At 61.9% G+C, this 16612-nt stretch carries 19 protein-coding genes and 2 pseudogenes; 13 read left to right on the forward strand and 8 right to left on the reverse strand.

Annotation, left to right across the window (positions count from 1 at the left end; translation table 11 throughout):
- The 7 genes and pseudogenes from GJ629_RS03740 to GJ629_RS03770 form a co-directional block, all read left to right on the forward strand.
- Positions 1 to 1313: pseudogene (locus tag GJ629_RS03740) on the forward strand (phosphomannomutase); the annotation flags it as partial.
- A gap of 42 nt (positions 1314 to 1355) precedes the next feature.
- Complete coding sequence (locus GJ629_RS03745; RefSeq protein ID WP_157511819.1) at positions 1356 to 2489, forward strand: hypothetical protein; 1134 nt, start codon at positions 1356 to 1358, stop codon at positions 2487 to 2489.
- A gap of 72 nt (positions 2490 to 2561) precedes the next feature.
- Positions 2562 to 3749, forward strand: coding sequence for a redox-regulated ATPase YchF (locus tag GJ629_RS03750; RefSeq protein ID WP_157511820.1), 1188 nt, complete (start codon positions 2562 to 2564; stop codon positions 3747 to 3749).
- 61 nt (positions 3750 to 3810) lie between these two features.
- Positions 3811 to 4098, forward strand: a complete 288-nt coding sequence (locus GJ629_RS03755; RefSeq protein ID WP_157511821.1) for a DUF433 domain-containing protein — start codon at positions 3811 to 3813, stop codon at positions 4096 to 4098.
- Positions 4099 to 4100: 2 nt separating this feature from the next.
- Complete coding sequence (locus GJ629_RS03760) at positions 4101 to 4448, forward strand: DUF5615 family PIN-like protein (protein WP_157511822.1); 348 nt, start codon at positions 4101 to 4103, stop codon at positions 4446 to 4448.
- A gap of 94 nt (positions 4449 to 4542) precedes the next feature.
- Positions 4543 to 5576 (forward strand): annotated as a pseudogene (locus GJ629_RS03765) (deoxyhypusine synthase).
- 38 nt (positions 5577 to 5614) lie between these two features.
- Complete coding sequence (locus tag GJ629_RS03770; RefSeq protein ID WP_157511823.1) at positions 5615 to 5989, forward strand: hypothetical protein; 375 nt, start codon at positions 5615 to 5617, stop codon at positions 5987 to 5989.
- On the opposite strand, the gene GJ629_RS03775 is transcribed toward GJ629_RS03770, so the two are convergent.
- The 3 genes from GJ629_RS03775 to GJ629_RS03785 all read right to left on the reverse strand — a co-directional run bounded on the left by GJ629_RS03775 (position 5980) and on the right by GJ629_RS03785 (position 8119).
- Complete coding sequence (locus tag GJ629_RS03775) at positions 5980 to 6441, reverse strand: pyridoxamine 5'-phosphate oxidase family protein (protein WP_157511824.1); 462 nt, start codon at positions 6439 to 6441, stop codon at positions 5980 to 5982. The genes GJ629_RS03770 and GJ629_RS03775 overlap by 10 nt on opposite strands.
- A gap of 286 nt (positions 6442 to 6727) precedes the next feature.
- Positions 6728 to 7375 (reverse strand): hypothetical protein, encoded by a 648-nt coding sequence (locus GJ629_RS03780; RefSeq protein WP_157511825.1) that lies wholly within the window; start codon positions 7373 to 7375, stop codon positions 6728 to 6730.
- 54 nt (positions 7376 to 7429) lie between these two features.
- Positions 7430 to 8119 (reverse strand): hypothetical protein, encoded by a 690-nt coding sequence (locus tag GJ629_RS03785; protein WP_157511826.1) that lies wholly within the window; start codon positions 8117 to 8119, stop codon positions 7430 to 7432.
- 135 nt (positions 8120 to 8254) lie between these two features.
- Here GJ629_RS03785 and GJ629_RS03790 point away from each other — a divergent pair, with 135 nt between their 5' ends.
- A complete protein-coding gene (locus GJ629_RS03790) occupies positions 8255 to 9670 on the forward strand; it encodes a hypothetical protein (protein ID WP_157511827.1) in 1416 nt (471 codons plus the stop codon).
- 54 nt (positions 9671 to 9724) lie between these two features.
- On the opposite strand, the gene GJ629_RS03795 is transcribed toward GJ629_RS03790, so the two are convergent.
- Together GJ629_RS03795 and GJ629_RS16010 are read right to left on the reverse strand one after the other, a co-directional pair.
- Positions 9725 to 10657, reverse strand: a complete 933-nt coding sequence (locus GJ629_RS03795; RefSeq protein WP_157511828.1) for a tyrosine-type recombinase/integrase — start codon at positions 10655 to 10657, stop codon at positions 9725 to 9727.
- On the reverse strand, positions 10657 to 11151 hold the full coding sequence (locus GJ629_RS16010; RefSeq protein ID WP_197428416.1) for a hypothetical protein: 495 nt from the start codon (positions 11149 to 11151) through the stop codon (positions 10657 to 10659). Before GJ629_RS16010 ends, GJ629_RS03795 begins: the two co-directional genes overlap by 1 nt.
- Positions 11152 to 11326: 175 nt before the next feature.
- Between GJ629_RS16010 and heR the strand changes: the two genes are divergently transcribed.
- A complete protein-coding gene (gene heR, locus GJ629_RS03805; protein WP_197428417.1) occupies positions 11327 to 12133 on the forward strand; it encodes a heliorhodopsin HeR in 807 nt (268 codons plus the stop codon).
- 155 nt (positions 12134 to 12288) lie between these two features.
- Here the strand turns inward: heR and GJ629_RS03810 are convergent, their stop codons facing one another.
- Both GJ629_RS03810 and GJ629_RS03815 read right to left on the reverse strand, forming a co-directional pair.
- Positions 12289 to 12522 (reverse strand): DUF1328 domain-containing protein, encoded by a 234-nt coding sequence (locus GJ629_RS03810; protein WP_157511829.1) that lies wholly within the window; start codon positions 12520 to 12522, stop codon positions 12289 to 12291.
- Positions 12523 to 12592: 70 nt separating this feature from the next.
- Positions 12593 to 13321 (reverse strand): hypothetical protein, encoded by a 729-nt coding sequence (locus GJ629_RS03815; RefSeq protein WP_157511830.1) that lies wholly within the window; start codon positions 13319 to 13321, stop codon positions 12593 to 12595.
- Positions 13322 to 13449: 128 nt separating this feature from the next.
- Between GJ629_RS03815 and GJ629_RS03820 the strand changes: the two genes are divergently transcribed.
- Positions 13450 to 14775 (forward strand): hemolysin family protein, encoded by a 1326-nt coding sequence (locus GJ629_RS03820; protein ID WP_370515776.1) that lies wholly within the window; start codon positions 13450 to 13452, stop codon positions 14773 to 14775.
- Here the strand turns inward: GJ629_RS03820 and GJ629_RS03825 are convergent.
- On the reverse strand, positions 14688 to 15284 hold the full coding sequence (locus GJ629_RS03825; protein ID WP_157511831.1) for a hypothetical protein: 597 nt from the start codon (positions 15282 to 15284) through the stop codon (positions 14688 to 14690). The two genes, GJ629_RS03820 and GJ629_RS03825, sit on opposite strands and share 88 nt — an antisense overlap.
- A 94-nt stretch (positions 15285 to 15378) precedes the next feature.
- On the opposite strand from GJ629_RS03825, the gene GJ629_RS17480 reads away from it, so the two are divergent.
- From GJ629_RS17480 to GJ629_RS03830, 3 genes are all read left to right on the forward strand, one after another.
- Entirely contained in the window at positions 15379 to 15504 is a 126-nt protein-coding gene (locus GJ629_RS17480) for a hypothetical protein (RefSeq protein WP_255475204.1), read from the forward strand.
- A 104-nt stretch (positions 15505 to 15608) separates the two neighbouring features.
- On the forward strand, positions 15609 to 15731 hold the full coding sequence (locus GJ629_RS17485) for a hypothetical protein (protein WP_255475205.1): 123 nt from the start codon (positions 15609 to 15611) through the stop codon (positions 15729 to 15731).
- Positions 15732 to 15941: 210 nt separating this feature from the next.
- Complete coding sequence (locus GJ629_RS03830) at positions 15942 to 16598, forward strand: DUF502 domain-containing protein (RefSeq protein ID WP_370515777.1); 657 nt, start codon at positions 15942 to 15944, stop codon at positions 16596 to 16598.
- Positions 16599 to 16612 lie beyond the last annotated feature (14 nt).

Below are 16612 nucleotides of genomic sequence, written 5' to 3' on the forward strand. Positions count from 1 at the left end.
CCGGAACGGGCGCTCGCGGTCGGTCGCGCCGTCGGACGCGACTGTACACAGGTCATCGTCGGGCGCGACGGGCGCGTGACGGGACCGGCGCTCGCCGCCGCCGTCGAGGCCGGGGCCGAGAGCGCTGGCGCGACGTGGCCCGACTCGGACAGGTGCCGACGCCGGCGCTGGCGTTCGCCGCCGCCCGCGAGGGCTGTCACGGTGTGATGCTCACCGCGAGCCACAACCCGCCCAGCGACAACGGCATCAAACTGTTCGCCGAGGGCGTCGAGTACGACGGCGAGGCCGAACGACGGATCGAGGAACGCGTCGCGGCCGGGGACGGTCCGGCCGAGTGGCGACAGTGGGGTATCGGCCGCGACAAACCGGTGCTCGACGCCTACAGGGACGCAGTGGCCGAGTACGCCCGCGGTCACGGCGCGTCGCTCGATGGCCTGACGGTCGTCGTCGACTGCGGGACCGGGATGGCCGCGACGTCGACGCCACAGGTCCTCCAGCGCCTCGGCGCGACGGTGAAGGCCATCAACGCCAACGTCGACGGCCACTTCAGCGCCCGCGAGAGCAAGCCGACGGCGGAGTCGCTGGCTGACCTCCGGGCGTTCGTCGCCGAGGACCCCGCGGCCGACGTGGCCATCGGCCACGACGGGGACGCCGACCGCATCGTCATCGTCGACAGCGACGGCGAGGTGGTCCACGAGGACACTGTCGTCGCTATCCTCGCCGAGCACTACGTCCGGGCGAGCGACGCTGGCGACCCCGTCGTCGTCACGACGCCCAACGCCTCGGGCCGCATCGACGAGCGAGTCACCGCGGTCGGCGGCCGGGTCGAACGCGTCGCGCTGGGCGTCCTCCACGAGGGCATCGCCGCGGTACGGGCCGAGGGCGGCGAGGACACCGCCGTCGCGTTCGCGGCCGAACCGTGGAAGCACATCCACCCCGCGTTCGGCGGCTGGATAGACGGCGTCGCCAGCGCGGCAGTGCTGGCCCGCCTCGTCGCCGCCGAGGGCCTCGCGGCCCTGCGGGAACCGATCACCGAACGCCCCTACCGCAAGGAGAGCGTCCGGTGTCCCGACGACGCCAAGACGGACGTGATGGACCGACTGGAGACGGCTCTGCCCGAGCGCTTCCCCGAGGCCGACGTGTCGCTGGACCACGGCGTCAGACTCGCCTTCGACGACGGAGCGTGGACGCTGGTCCGGCCGAGCGGCACCGAGCCGTACGTCCGGGTGTACGCCGAGAGCGAGAGCGTCGACGAGTTGACCGAGACGGTGCGAGACGCCGTCGAGAATGCCGTCGACGCGGCGACGGGCTGAGCGGCGATAGTTTGATTGTGCTGTCGCCCCCCGAACTACGGGATGCGACGGCGTACGTTACTTCGGCACGGCACCGCCGGACTGGCGACAGCCACCGTGTTCGGGCTGTCCGGTTGTGCCGGTAACACCGCCGATGACAACGACGACGAAAACGACGAGGACGAGGATGAAGAGCCAACCGGGACGGAGTCCCGAGAAACGAACGTTCTGGACGTGATCGCTGGGACCGGTACCGTACAGGACGACCGGGTGGTACAGGTCGCGCTGACGGTCAAACGGGCACCGGACGCCGGGACCATCGACCTGACCGAGACGACGGTGTCGTGGAGTGACTACACGCTCGTCCACGACGGCGTCGAGGCCGAGGACGACCCGGACGGGCGGTTCAGGGTCGATCCCGTCAGCGACAGCGACGGCTCCGCGCCGGTGTTGAACGACGACACCGACCGGTTCACGCTCGTCTTCGACCTCGGGGACGCGACGACCGAGGCGAGCGAGTGGGAGAGTTCAGCGTACTCCTTCGGGAGTCCCCTCGAAGAGGGCGAAGTCGTGGCACCGGACCTGACGACCGGGTCCGGCGGGACGACCACCGTCCGACTGGTCGTCCCGGAGACGCTCGCCGGTGCCGAATCGGTCAACCTCGGGGCGAGCACGAGCACCGACGGCGGTTCCGAGGAGACAACGGTAGAGCAGCGGACGGCGGATCAGGTGGCCGACCGGCTGCAGGTAACCTCGATGACGGGGTTCGTCCGCGACGGCGAGGAGATAACGCACGTCCGAGTGGTGGTGGGACGAGCGCCGGGGTCCGGGGAGATAGACCTGCGGGACGTGACGGCCTCGTGGGTCGGACCCGGAGGGACGTTCAGCCTCGTGCACGACTCGGTCGAGGCTGACACGACCACGGCCGACGGCCGGTTCAAGACCGAACCGATACAGGACGAAAACGGCTCCGCGCCGGTCGTGAACGACGCCGCGGACCGATTCGCACTCGATTTCGACCTCGGAGACGTGACGACGGACCCGAGCGAGTGGGAACGAGACGGGTTCGCGTTCGGCGATGCACTGAACGAGGGCGTGATAGTGGCGCTGAACCTGACGACCGGGGCCGGCGGAACGACGACCGAACAGATGATCGTCCCGCAGACGCTGTCTGGGGCCGAGGTCGTCAACCTATAGCACCAGTGGGAGAGACACCCACAGCGACGCCACTCAGCAACCCTTATTCTCGGCTCCGCCCAATCGTGGTCAATGAGTTACCGGATCGGTCTCGTCGGCAAGCCCTCCGTGGGCAAGTCGACACTGTTCAACGCCGCGACGATGAACGACGTTCCCGAGGGAGCATACCCCTTCACGACCATCGACCCCTCCGTCGGAGAGGCCTACGTCCGCGTCGACTGTGCCGCCCCCGAGTTCGACCACACCTGTACGCCCAACCACGGCGTCTGCCGCGACGGGACGCGTTTCGTCCCCGTGAAACTGGTCGACGTGGCAGGGCTCGTCCCGGGTGCCCACGAGGGACGAGGGCTCGGCAACAAGTTCCTCTCCGATCTCAACGAGACGGACGTGCTGGTCCACGTCGTCGACTTCTCCGGGGAGACGGACCTCGAGGGCGAACCGACTGAGGACCACGACCCCCGCGAGGACATCGACTTCCTCGAGAACGAACTCGACATGTGGTATCTCGACATCTTACAGAAGGGCATCGAGCGCTACGAGTCGGGCTATCAGGGCGAGGAACGGGACATCGAGGCCGACCTCGCAGACCAGATGGACGCGTTCGGCATCGTCGAGGAGGAGGTCAAACGCATCGTCCTCCGACTGGACCTCGAACTGGATCCCGAGGCGTGGGACGAGGCCGACAAGGAAGCGCTGGCCCGCGAGATTCGGATGGAGACCAAGCCGATGGTCGTCGCCGCGAACAAGATGGACACCGCGGCCGCACAGGACAACTGGGCCGAGATAACCGACGACCCCGACTACGACCACCTCACGTTCGTGCCCGTCTCCGCCCACGCCGAGAAGGCGCTGAAAAACGGCGACCGACAGGACGCGCTGGAGTACGTCCCGGGCGAGGAGGACTTCGACATCGTCGCGGACCTCCCGGAGGAGAAAGTCGACGGCTTAGAGGACATCCGGGAGTTCGTCAACGCCTACGGCGGCACCGGGGTTCAGGAGGCCATCGAGACGGCGCTGTTCGACGTGCTGGACGCCATCGCGGTGTTCCCGGGCGCCGAACAGCCACAGGACGACGGCACGTTCCTGCAGGACTGTTTCGTCCTGCCCGACGGCTCGACGGCCGAGGACTTCGCGTACTTCCTGCACAGCGACATTGGCGACGGCTTTCTCCACGCCCACGACATCCGCTCGGGCCGGCAGGTCGGGGCCGACCGGGAACTTGACCACCGGGACGTCATCGAGATCACGACGACGAACTGAGTGATATGGTGAGTCCGGTCGTCCGGAAGTTGAAATAGGAGAGTGCCCTACTTCGAGACAGATGGCACAGCAGACCACGCGCATCTCCGAGGACCTCCTCGACGAGCCCCATATCGCTGGGCGGCGGATCCCGGTGTTGACTATCGCCGAACGCGTCGAGGGCCGTGACCTCGACGCGGCGACTGTCGCGGAGCGCCACGACCTCGATGTCGCCGACGTGTACGCGGCGCTTCTCTACTTCCACGAACACCCCGAGGAGTTCGAAGCGGTCCGGCGGGAGCGGGAAGCAGTGATGGCGGACGTCGAGGTCGATATCGACCGCCCCGAGGACGTGTCGCCCGGGACGTAGCGATGCGATGGGCGTTTTTCGTCGACGCGAACATCGAGCCACGGGTAGCAGAGCTGCTCGAATCGGAAGGGTACAGGGCCGAATTTTCCGATTACGCGCTCTACCCTGACGCCGACGACGAGGCGGACATCCTCCCGTACGTTCGAGACGAGGAGTTGATCGTCGTCACCGCGGATGTCAAGAACTTCGCCAAGTTCGACGAGTCCCGACACGAGGGCGTCTTCTATCTGAACGAACAGCGACACGCCGCACACGACATCGCCGACGCGGTCCTCGCCATCGTCGACGCCTACAGCGACCCGGAGAATATGTTCGGAAAGACCGAGAACCTCGACCAGTGGCTCGACTGATCGGTGACGCTGTCGAAACGGCCACGGACTGACGGTCCCGGCAGGAGCGCCGCCGACCGCCGGGTTCAAACCGTCTCCCGACCCATCGTGAGCTATGACCGACGACCACGACGTACACGGCGAGGACCACGCCGAGGACCACCGCGAGACGTTCCACCACGACCCCATCGGGCACGCCGAGGCCCGCGCGGGGATGACCGTCGGCGAACTGGCCGAGGAGTACGGCGAGGCCGGCGTCGGCGCGGCGACGATGCACGAGGCCGTCGACATCTACGCCCAGATGCTCGATGAGGACGTGAGCGTCTTCGTCGGCCTCGCGGGCGCGATGGTGCCGACCGGGATGCGACAGATCATCACGGACCTGATTCGGGACGGCCACATCGACGCCCTCGTCACGACGGGCGCGAACCTCACCCACGACACCATTGAGGCCATCGGCGGGAAACACCACCACGGCGAGGTGACCGCCGAGGGCAAGACCGAACGCGAACACGACGAGACCCTGCGAGACGAGGAGGTCGACCGCATCTACAACGTCTACCTCCCCCAAGAGCACTTCGCGCTGTTCGAATCGCACCTCCGCGAGGAGGTCTTCCCGGTGTTAGAGGAGGAGGGCGTCGTCTCCATCCAGCGCCTCACCGAGGAACTCGGGCGGGCCAACAGCGAGGTCAACGAGGCCGAAGACGTGCCCGAGGACGCCGGCATCGCGGCGGCGGCCTACGAGAACGACGTGCCCATCTACTGCCCCGCGGTGCAGGACGCCGTCCTCGGTATCCAGGCGTGGGTGTACAGCCAGACCTCCGATTTCTCGCTGGACGCGCTGGCGGATATGACACAGCTCACTGATCTGGCCTACGAGGCAGAGGAGGCGGGTGCGCTGCTCATCGGCGGCGGCGTCCCGAAAAACTACGTCCTCCAGACGATGCTCGTCTCGCCCGACGCCTACAACTACGCCGTCCAGTTGACGATGGACCCGCCGACGACCGGCGGCCTCTCGGGGGCGACGCTGGACGAGGCGCGGTCGTGGGGCAAACTGGAGAAGGCGCCCGCAACGCCTCGGTGTACGCCGACGCGACCATCACCCTCCCGCTGTTGGTGGCCGCCGGCCGCGAACGCGCTGGCGAGTAGGCCGTAGGTCTTTGCGCTCGGAGGCACAACTGCCGGCGATGGACGACCCGCGAGCACGCGTCGCCCGAGCGGTCAGCGGGATGGTCGCCGGCGGCTACGCCGTCGACTTCGACCTCGGGAACGGGAGCGTCCCCTGTGACCAGTGTGACCGTTCGCTCGGTAACGGCGACGAAGTGACGGCGGCGCTGTCCTGCTACGAGGGCCACACGTGGGAGTTGTACGGCCTCTACTGTGCCGCCCACGGCGTCGAGACCATCGGTGCGTCGATGGGCGCGGGGAGTGACGAACAGGCCGTCGTCGCGGCGACGCTGGAACCGACCGGCTACCACGACCCGCGGGGCGACCACCACCCCGAGGCGGTGTCGCTGGGCGGCGTCGACGTACTGGACTACGCGCCGATGGCCTACGACTGACCGCCCGCCACGTCGGCCATCCGGTCGCCGTAGTCCCACGTGTACAACTTCGTGGGGTCGAGGGCGATGCGGACCTCCTCGCGGTCCTCCCGGAGCAGTTTCGTCGCCAGTTCGTTGTCGGTGCCGCCGAGGTAACGCTCGAACAGGTCCGTCAGGAGCGCCTTGTCCTCGTCGGGCGTTATCGTCGCGGTCCCGGCCCCGCGGACGCCACAGTACGGCGGGTCGTTCACCGATACTTCGAAGGCGACGCCGTCGTCGGCCCGCAGGTACCGGACCACGTCGGCGCTGGCGCTGGTCGCCATCTCGAAGCGGCCGTCCCGATAGCGATACCACAGCGACAGCATCCACAGGCCGCCGGCCGGCGTCCGGCAGGCCACCCGTATCGGCACCGTCTCGGCCTCGAGGAAGGCCGTCATCTCGGCGCGCGACCACGCGCCCGTGACCGTCGTCATAGCGGAGGTTCGGCCGTCGGGGCAAAAAACGTGCGTCCCGAGTCACGAAGCTCATCTTCCCCGACGGTGTAGATGCGCCCGGCCGATGACGAGCACCCACGGCGGAGCCGGCTTCGACACCCGGCGATGACGAGCCCTATGAGTGCCGAGGCCTTCGACTGTGGGACCGTTATTCGTCCCACAACTTCCAGAAATCAGATTAAATGAGATATAGCGCCTATTCTTCTAACATCCGACCGAAATCAGGGACACTTCGAGATGGAAGATCCGTGTGAATTGGCCTTGATTACTGGTTAACGAGGTCGAGATACTCCTGCGGGAAATCCTCAGAGATATCATCATAACTCAAGACATCTTCTTCGAAGAAAGTCTCCAAATCACCTTCACTAATTGGTGTATATCCTCCAACGATAAATCGACCAACCTCCTGCATATTTTCCCGAGCAGACATACTAGTATCCCACTCGTCTTCGGTAAAGTATAGGGGAGCAAACTGAAGTTCGTCTGCACTATCTTTAGTTACCGCTATGTAAAGAGAATCATACTGTCCAAGGCCCTCGCCTCTCTTTTTTTCTTGTATATTGTAAGTAAGGGGTGAATTACCATCAACATATTCTGTCAATGGAAGTTCAAAATGATTCTCAGGGTCTTCAAATTCCATCCAGTGAGATTCAGGTACCGCATCCATCTCATGAGAAGATAACCACTCTTCAAAATCTTCTTCACCGTCATAAACAGTATCCCCACTAGATGCTTCTGTTGAGGTCTCTGTATGTTCCTGATCGGGTGTCGATTCGGTATCTGTAGACTGTTCTGTCTGTGTCTCTGAATCAGGCTGGTCTCCATCTTCAGGTGACGGCTCACCTCCTCCATCAGAACCGTTCCCTGAACACCCAGCTAACGCTGTAATCACGCCTACTCCAACAGCCGTCAAGATCTGTCGTCGTGATTTATTATGATTCGAGCTCATAATTGGTCTCTGTTGATTTCATCGCCAGCTTTGATGTAGAGTGACAGCAAGACTACCTATCTCTTGTAAGCCAACCGGTTCATTTTCAGTTATCCATGATAAGATACTGACAGCATTCGCATCTCGAAATTTGATATAGCTGAGGTAGCCCAGGTCGTTATCAAGATCGAACAATAAAAACTTGCTCTCAACCGCGATATCCAATTCCGTTTGGTCTACGATGCTTCCACCAATATTACGCGGGAGATGATCATAAAATTCCTCTGCCAACGACACTCTGTCACCTTCATCATACTTTCTTGTTCTATTCTCAAGTCTTCCCTCTTCAGATTCAAACACTTTGTAAAATTCCACAATTTGTGGACTAGTCGTGCCATCGGACGAAGTCACAGAGTAATCTTCACGGGGGAGATCTGATTCTGTTAGAACAAGTTCCTCAGGCGAACGAGTAATCAACTCAGAATCATTCCCCTCTGTCGAGAATTGAGATCCTGTCTCTGTTGGGGTTTCTGTATCTTGGCTTTCCGTGGTGTCACCTCCCGTATTTTCCGTAGGTGACTCGGTTTCTGTTTGCGTGTTTTCTGGTTTGTTTTCTCCGTTACCAGAGCCTTCCTGGCTGTTTCCTGAGCACCCTGCCAGTGCTATTGTTGCTCCAACACCGACAGCGGTCAGCATCCGCCGCCGAGAAATCAGTGACTGACGTGTCACACTTACCGACGTATCCTGACGGTAGACACCAAAAACTTACGGACAGTAACACGATACTGGCCGAATCAACACCGCGTACTCAACACGTCCTCCATTACTTCTATCAGAGTTGGGCAGCAAAACCAGCGTAATCAAATGCGACGACGCACCTTCCTCCGCAACGGAGTTATCACAGGACTCTCCGTTTCTTTGGCGGGATGCAACACCAGTGATTCGCCGGACGAAACACCAACGGAAAACGAAACTACCTCAACTCAGGACGGAACACCGCCCGGAACTGAAACAGATGAACCGGATCAGACAGAAGACGACCAACAGACCGAGGAGGACCCGGAGACAGCAGTACGCTACTTCTTCGAGGACGAAACCGGGGCACTAGGACACCTCGCAGATGACGAAACACCGGAGAACTACGACCACGTCATCACCAACACAGCCACAGAAGCAGAATACCAAGAAATGCAGAGAAACGACCGAGCCTTCGCAGAAGACGCCGCGTCCAACCAAAGAGCACCACAGGGCGAAGGACTGAACATGACCGTAGATGAAATGATAGCAAGAGCAGAAGAAATCTACAACAACCCAGCCCAAGAATTTGAAGGACCGGTAGAAGCATACGACATAGACTTCACACAAGAAGACAACGAAATAACATTCACAAGAGCACTTGTAAAAGCGTCAAGAGATGCAGGAGTAACCTCATCAGGACTCGCAAATATTGTAGTAGCAAACATAGCAGAAGACGCCGTACAACAGATACAACCAGGATTCAATGACTTCAAGCTATCCACACTGCCAGCAACAGAAGCAGTCAACCCCGGCTATGGAGGGAAAGGCGGAGCTGAAAGAACAAACGAATTCAACCAGACATACATCAACTCAGGATTCCTACATATGCCAGCTGTCTTGCAATATCAAAAAGATGGAGAAACAGAGGTAAAATACACAGAACAGACAGATCCTCTGGACGTAAATATTTTCAGAAGAGTTATCAGAGATCCAGAATCCTCAGTCTACAGATCAAACCTCGAACAAGACACAGTAGCGGTCTCAAGAGACTCAGAACCAGGAGACACGGGATCTATGTTCCCAGAACACTATGTAACAGCATTCGATTACACCAAGGCAAGACAGCTTGAATCAGAGGGTGTGCTGGGAATGGGAGAAAACGATGACGGAGGAATAAATGCTGTTGGAGACTACCTAGTACAGACCATGATGCACACCATAGATGACATGGGAATAACAGGATACGACAACAATCCAGACAGAAAGAACAAATCATTACCCACAGACGGCAAATTAGTATCAGACGAGTTTGGAGAGTCAATAGAAGATTATGTACTGAATCCAACCTCAGAAAAAAGAAACAGATTACAAAATGTCAGTAGAGGAATCTACCAAGTATTCCAAGAACATGGCTGGAATTCATCAATTGCGATAACAGGAACACTTGAAGACCCGGAAATACTCCCAACAGACCAGGACACCGTCAACCAAGTCAGACAAGACCAAGCATACGACCAAGTGCGGGAGAGAGTGGCTGGATAATCTATTGTTCACCACCCCTGCTGAATTAACATCCAGTTCACAGATCGATAGCTCTCAGATCCCGAGCGGTTTGATACAGTCCAGATACTCCTCCCGTGCTTCGTCTCTGTCGACCCGCGTGTAGATATCCATCGTCTCGCTCTCCGCATCCCCACGAATGTACTGGAGGACGTGCTGCTTCATCCCCTGATTCCGCATCAACGTGGTAAACACCGTCCGGAAGGTATGCGGTGTGAACTTCTTATGGAACCGGTCCTCGCCGTCCTCCATAACACCCTCGTCCACCGCGGCCTGCCGCACCGCACGCTGAATCACGGTCTTCGTCAACCGATCGTCACGGATACTCACGAACAGATAGTCCAAGTCCGTGTCCCGTCGAATCAGCTTGAACCGCTTGATCGTCCGGATCGTTTCCCGGTCAATCGGCACCACTGTCTGCTTCCCACCTTTCCGCTCTCGCAGTCGGACGAATCCGTCGTCGAGCATCAGGTCGTCCATCTTGATCTCCAGCGCCTCCTCTAACCGACACCCAGTCTTCGCTAACAGAACAGCGACGGCCTTGTTCCGTGGATTCGGAATCGCCTTCACGATCTTCTTCGCGTTCTCCCACGTCGCACAGTCAGGACGCTGCCGAATCTGCTTCGGAATCTCCTCCAACACGACGCCAGCGGGATTCCCTGTAATCTCCTCGAACCGTGGCCGCTTCATCGCGTAGCTAAAAAACGCCGACAGCGATTCGAGATAGCGACGCTTCGTGTTCTGACTCACATCGCGGTCGTCCAGGATACGCAGATACTCCTCGATGTGCCATACCTCCGTCTCCTCCGGCGTCAGGTCAGGGAAGTGTTCGTGGTAGTACCGTTTCAACACGCGGCTGTAGGAGTTCAGGGTTCGCGGGCTCCGTCCTGTAGTCTGTTTCTGCTTGATGAAGTCGTTGATGCCGTCGTGTTTGTTCTCGTAGACCGTCTCGTACCAGTCGTCCGCCATCAATTCTCACCTCCGTTGGCGAGCCGCCAGCCGTGACCGTGCCCAAACTCGACCTCCTCACGGGCAGCCAAGAAATACAGCTCATCCTCGACCGGCTCCCGCAATAATTCGTCCACGGTGTCGCTCTCGACGACCTTGCGCAGGACTTCGTCGAACGTCTGGTACTCGTCGGTTAGGAACTGCTTCAGGAACGCTGCGTCGTCAATCGTCACCGAATCCCTGCTCTGCTGTTTCGCTTGTGCCAGCCGGTCTTCCAACTCCTCGATTTTCTTTTTGAGACGCTGGACTTCTTGATCGCTGCTCTGGGGCGCGAGGAACCCTTCGTCCCTGATCGCCCGGGCTTCCTGAATCAGTTCGTGCAGGTACTTACTAGTACTCTTATAATTTTTCTCGTCCGCTTCTTGCTGCCACGTCTCCTTGTGACTCATCGGTACGTAGATTTTCACCAGTCCTGTGTCTTGCGACATACCCATATTCTCTTTCCAGCCAGTCATCTAACAACACCTCCGTTGCTCTGTGCATCATAGTCATAATACTCAAATTTTTTATAGTTAGTACTAACCGGAGGTTCCGTGAGTGCCGAGGCCCGCATTCTCTCTCCACTGTGAAGACAGTGTCACACGATGGCCACCCACAGACCTATCACGGAGCCGAGAGTACTCGATCAGTATGGCGACGACCACGCAGGCGACCGACGCCGAACAGCGCACGTCGGCCGGGGACACTCGGCTCCGACTGTGGAACAGCGTGATGGCCGTCCTCCACTTCGTGCAGGGAGTCGCGATGGTCCTCCTCGCGGAGGGGGTGTTGTGGCCGGTCACGCGCACTCGGTACGGGTTCGACCCCGCGAGTGAGACGATATTCCCCGAGACGGTGTCGTTCGTCGACGCCAACCTGCCGTTGCTCGTCGCGGGGTTCCTGTTCCTCTCGGCGTTTGCACACGCCGTCATCGCGACCGTTCGCTACGAGGAGTACGTTCGGTACCTCGACAGGGGGATGAACCCCTACCGCTGGTACGAGTACTCGGTGAGTGCCTCACTGATGATCGTCGTGATAGCGATGCTCGCCGGTATCTGGGACCTCGGGACGCTGGTGAGCCTGTTCGGACTCGTCGCGGTGATGAACCTCGCCGGCCTCCTGATGGAACAGCGCAACGAGTCGACGGCGGACACCGACTGGACGCCGTACTGGGTCGGTTGCCTCGCCGGAATCGTGCCGTGGGTCGTCATCGCGATCACGTTCGTCGGCACCGTGACGGCAAGCGGCGGGGAGTTCCCCGAGTTCGTCATCTACATCTACGTCTCTATCTTCGTCTTCTTCAACCTCTTCGCGCTGAATATGGCGTTGCAGTATCTGGAAGTGTCCCGGTGGAAGGACTACCTCTTCGGCGAGAAGACGTACATCGTCCTGAGCCTGGTCGCGAAGTCCGCCCTCGCGTGGCAGGTGTACTTCGGGACGCTGAACTCCCCCATCTGAGCGTCGGATAGGCGGCGGTACGCTGTGGGACTGGCGGCGTCGGAACACGGGGCGAACAAGGGTGGGTGTCAGCCTCCATCGAATCGACGGCGGACCGTCCTATGACTCGGTGTGTCCTACGCCCCGGAAACACCGAAAGAACGCATCGAGAGGACTCAGACGAGAATAGAGATCACGGCGAGCGCGAGGAAGATGATCACGGCCCACTTCGCGACGGTCATCGAGATACCGGCGACGCCGCGCGCGCCGACGATGGCCGCGATGACGGCGACGACGAAGAAGATGATCGCCAACCCGAGAAAGTCTCCCGAGAACTGCAGCGGAATCGGATCACCGAGCACGGACGATACCCAGTGGCTGTCCGACGCCGCGATTGGAGTAATGTCCATACGGGCGTTGGCAGGGTCGGACAGTTAGTTATGGAGTCCCAAAGCCGGTAGGACGTCGGTAACGGGTCGGCTACGGCGGCGTCGTGTCTTCGAGTGCCGATTCGAGCAGGTCCAGCGCGGCCGGGTCGTAGTCGTCCTCGACGTGGGCGACGTTCCAGAGCCCGGACTCCCGTATCGCACGGCTCCGGCTGTATCGGCCGAGCCAGTCGTCGTCCCGGGGGTCGACCGATTCCCGACCGGCGTTACTGAGCAAGGCGATGACGGACCGCTCCAGCACCGCCCGGTCGCTGTCGGCGCTTGGCTCGTCGTCCAGTGTGACCCAGAGGAACGGCTGTTCGCGGATGTAGGCGCTCACGCGGCGTTCGAGGACGTACTCCGCCTCGCGGACTGCCGAACGGTCGCGCTCGATACCAGACCACCGAGCGTCCCACTCGGGGTAGTCCTCGTGCAGGGCGTATTTTTCGATGATGGCCTCGCCGACGCGCTTGCGGTAGACCGACCCGCGGTGGTTGCCGCCGTGGGGGTGGTCGGCGCTGGCGCTCCCGGTACCGTAGTGCTGTTTGAGGCGGTCCCACAGCGTCGTCGAACTCCCCTGTGAGACAGCGTGGGTGCCGACGCGCGTGACGCGGCGCTGGTCGGTCGTGGCCCGCGTCTCGCCGGGTTCGAGGAAGAAGTAGACCCCGCGGTCGGGCCAGTCCATATAGCCGGTGCAGTCTTTGAGTTTCCGCGCGCCGCCGACGCGGCGTTCGAGGGCGTCCAGCAGGTCGTACAACCGGTCGACATCCGCCCGCCGGGCCATAGCGATCGCTTCCGGCTGGGGACACAAAGGCGTTGGCGTCGGGGTGAGCGGCGACAGAGAAACGGTTTTGTGGCCGCCACTGGCAGATACCCTATGACGCACGCAGACGCCAGTCGGCGGTGGTCGCGGTGGTAGACATCGCCCTCTCGGCGGGGCGACTGGTCGCAGCGCTCGTGCTCGTGGTACTGAACGGCTTCTTCGTCGCCTCGGAGTTCGCGTTCGTCCGCATCCGATCGACGTCGGTCGAGCAACTGGCCGAGGAGGGGCGGGCGGGGTCGGAGACGCTGCAAGACGTGATGGACCACCTCGACAACTATCTGGCGACGACCCAACTGGGCATCACCGTCGCGTCGCTGGCGCTCGGGTGGGTCGGCGAACCCGCCATCGCGGCGCTGATCGAACCGATACTCGGCGAGGTGCTGCCCAGCGGTCTCGTCCACCTCGTCGCCATCGTCATCGGCTTCAGCATCATCACCTTCCTCCACGTCGTCTTCGGGGAACTGGTCCCGAAGACGATGGCCATCGCCCAAGCCGAACGGCTCTCGCTGTTCGTCGCGCCGCCGATGAAGCTCTTCTACTACCTCTTCTATCCGGGGCTGGTCATCTTCAACGGGACCGCGAACGGCTTCACGCGGATGATCGGTGTCCCGCCGGCCTCCGAGACTGACGAGACGCTCGAAGAACGGGAACTCCGGCGCGTGCTCGCCCGGTCGGGGGAAGCGGGCCACGTCGACGACAGCGAGGTCGAGATGATCGAACGCGTCTTCGACCTCGACGACGTCCTCGTCAGGGAGGTTATGGTCCCGCGGCCGGACGTCACCACCGTCCCCTCGGACGCGTCGCTGTCGGACCTCCGGGCGACGGCGCTCGGTGCCGACTACACCCGGTTCCCGGTCGTCGACGCCGAGGACGCCGACCAAGTCGTCGGGTTCGTCGACGTCAAGGACATCCTCCGGGCGGGCGAGTCGGACGACGACGTGACGGCCGGGTCGCTGGCCCGCGAGGTCGTCGTGGTCCCCGAGACGACGACGGTCAACGACCTCCTGCTCCAGTTCCGCGACGACCACCAGCAGATGGCGGTCGTCATCGACGAGTGGGGGGCCTTCGAGGGCATCGCAACGGTCGAAGACGCCGTCGAGACGGTCGTCGGCGACCTCAGAGACGAGTTCGACGCCGATGGGAGCGAACCGTCCATCCGGCGGCGCGAGGACGGCCAACACGATATCGACGGCGGCGTCCCGGTCGGGGCCGTCAACGAGGAACTGGGGACCACCTTCGAGAGCGGCGAGTTCGAGACCATCGGCGGTCTGGTGCTCGAACGTCTCGACCGCGCTCCGGAAGTGGGCGACACCGTCGACGCGGACGGCTACGTCGTCGAGGTGACCCAGGTCGACGGCGTCCGCGTGGTGTCGGTCAGAATCCGCGAGAACGGCGACGGAGACGACGGGACGTAGCCGAGGAGCCCGATTCGAGGTCGATCAGCCGAGTGCGCCGGCACTATCGGGAGGAGGATGGACGCGGCCGCGACGTAGACGAGCGCCGAGAGGGCCCACGACCGCCGTATCGGACCGAGACGCTGGCGGGCGACGGTGGCGTACGTCGGCAGGACGAAGTACGAGAAGAAAGCGATCATCACGGGCAACTGGACGACGGCCGCGACGGCGATGGCCGAGAGGGCGATACCGCCGACGGTGGGGCCGACTGAGAGGACGGTGCCGGCGGCCGCGACGAGCGTGGCGAAGATGATACCGGCGCCGACGCCGGACCCGTAGTGAATCCCCATCGCAACGCCCCACGGAGCGTCCGCGGTATCGGTACCGGTCACGGCCCCCGCGGCGACGGACGGCGGCGTCATCCCTTCCGACAGCAGGAGTCGCATCGGAACGTCCATCACGAGCGTACCGAGCAGCCCGACGACGGCCCCGACGGCGACGACACCGGCAGGGGACAGCGAGTCGATCATACTCCGATGTGGGGCGCGGCGTGACTAATGCGCCGCGGTATCTGGGCGCGTCCCGCGAAACGGTTTTGCCGCTGCAGTCGTCAAGATGTGATAGGTGGTACCAATGTGCTTCCACGAACACGCTGAAGAAGCCATCGACTGGGAAGAACTCGACGCCGAGGAGGAAACGATCGAAGCGGAGACCGAAGAGTCCGAACTGCTCGCTGACGGCGGCGAGTAGCGGCGTCCGGCCGTCGGCCGGTGACCAAACCAGCCTACTTTATCCACGTGCCGACCTGTTCGGTGTAGCGCCGCCAGAACCCGGCGACGAGTTCGGTCGACGTCGTGAACGGCGACAGGACCGACGGGGACGCGTCGCGGTCGGTCGACCGCCGGGCGACCGTCGCCGAACAGTTTGGGCAGACGACGGTCCCCGTCGACGCCGTCCGGAAGTTCCTCTCAGGGTGACCCTGATGGCCGCAGTCGGGACAGAACAGGACCGCCTTCCGGCGAGGAGGTCCGTCGTCAGTGGGGGGGAGCAGAGTGCATACCTACAGTACGTCCCGGACGAACATAAGTAGATTGGTACTCACAGCCGACTGACGGTAATTAATGGTGTACGTCGGCAGTCGTCGGACGGCCGGCAGCTATTTTTCCGCTCGGCGGTCACGTAGGGGCGTGAAACACTGGCTCCGAAACAGTTTCGTCGCCGGTCTCGTCCTCGTCGCGCCGTTGTTCATCACGGTGGTCGCGCTCCGCATCGTCTTCGGGTGGCTACTGGGGTTCGTCGACCCCATTGTCGCCGCGACGCAATTGACGGCCCTGACCGGCAACAACGAACTGGTCGCACAGTTGCTGGCGCTTGGCGTCCTGTTGGGCATCATCGTCCTCGTCGGCGCGGTGACCCAGTGGGGGCTCGGACGGCGGTTGTTCGGCGAGTTAGACCGGCTCATCGGGTTGATACCGTTCGTCCGGGTCATCTATATGAGCGTCCGGCAGGTGTCTGACTCGCTGACGAGCAGCGAGAGCCGTTTCGAGACGACGGTACTGGTCGAGTACCCCCGCGAGGGCGTCTACTCCCTCGGGTTCGTCACCGACGAGAGCCCGGACCCGGTGCAGGCGGCGACCGGCCCTGCGTACAACGTCTACTTCCCGTTCAGCCCGAACCCAACCAACGGGCAACTGGCGATGGTGCCCGAGGACCAAGTCACGGAGATAGACATGGCTCCGCGGCAGGGGCTCCGGTTGCTGGTCACGACTGGACTGGCCGAATCGACCGACGACATCGACGAGATAGAGCAGTACGTCGACGCCGACCTCGACGAACTGAAGTGACGGCGCCGCGCCGC

Source organism: Halapricum sp. CBA1109 (assembly GCF_009741825.1).
Taxonomy (GTDB): domain Archaea; phylum Halobacteriota; class Halobacteria; order Halobacteriales; family Haloarculaceae; genus Halapricum.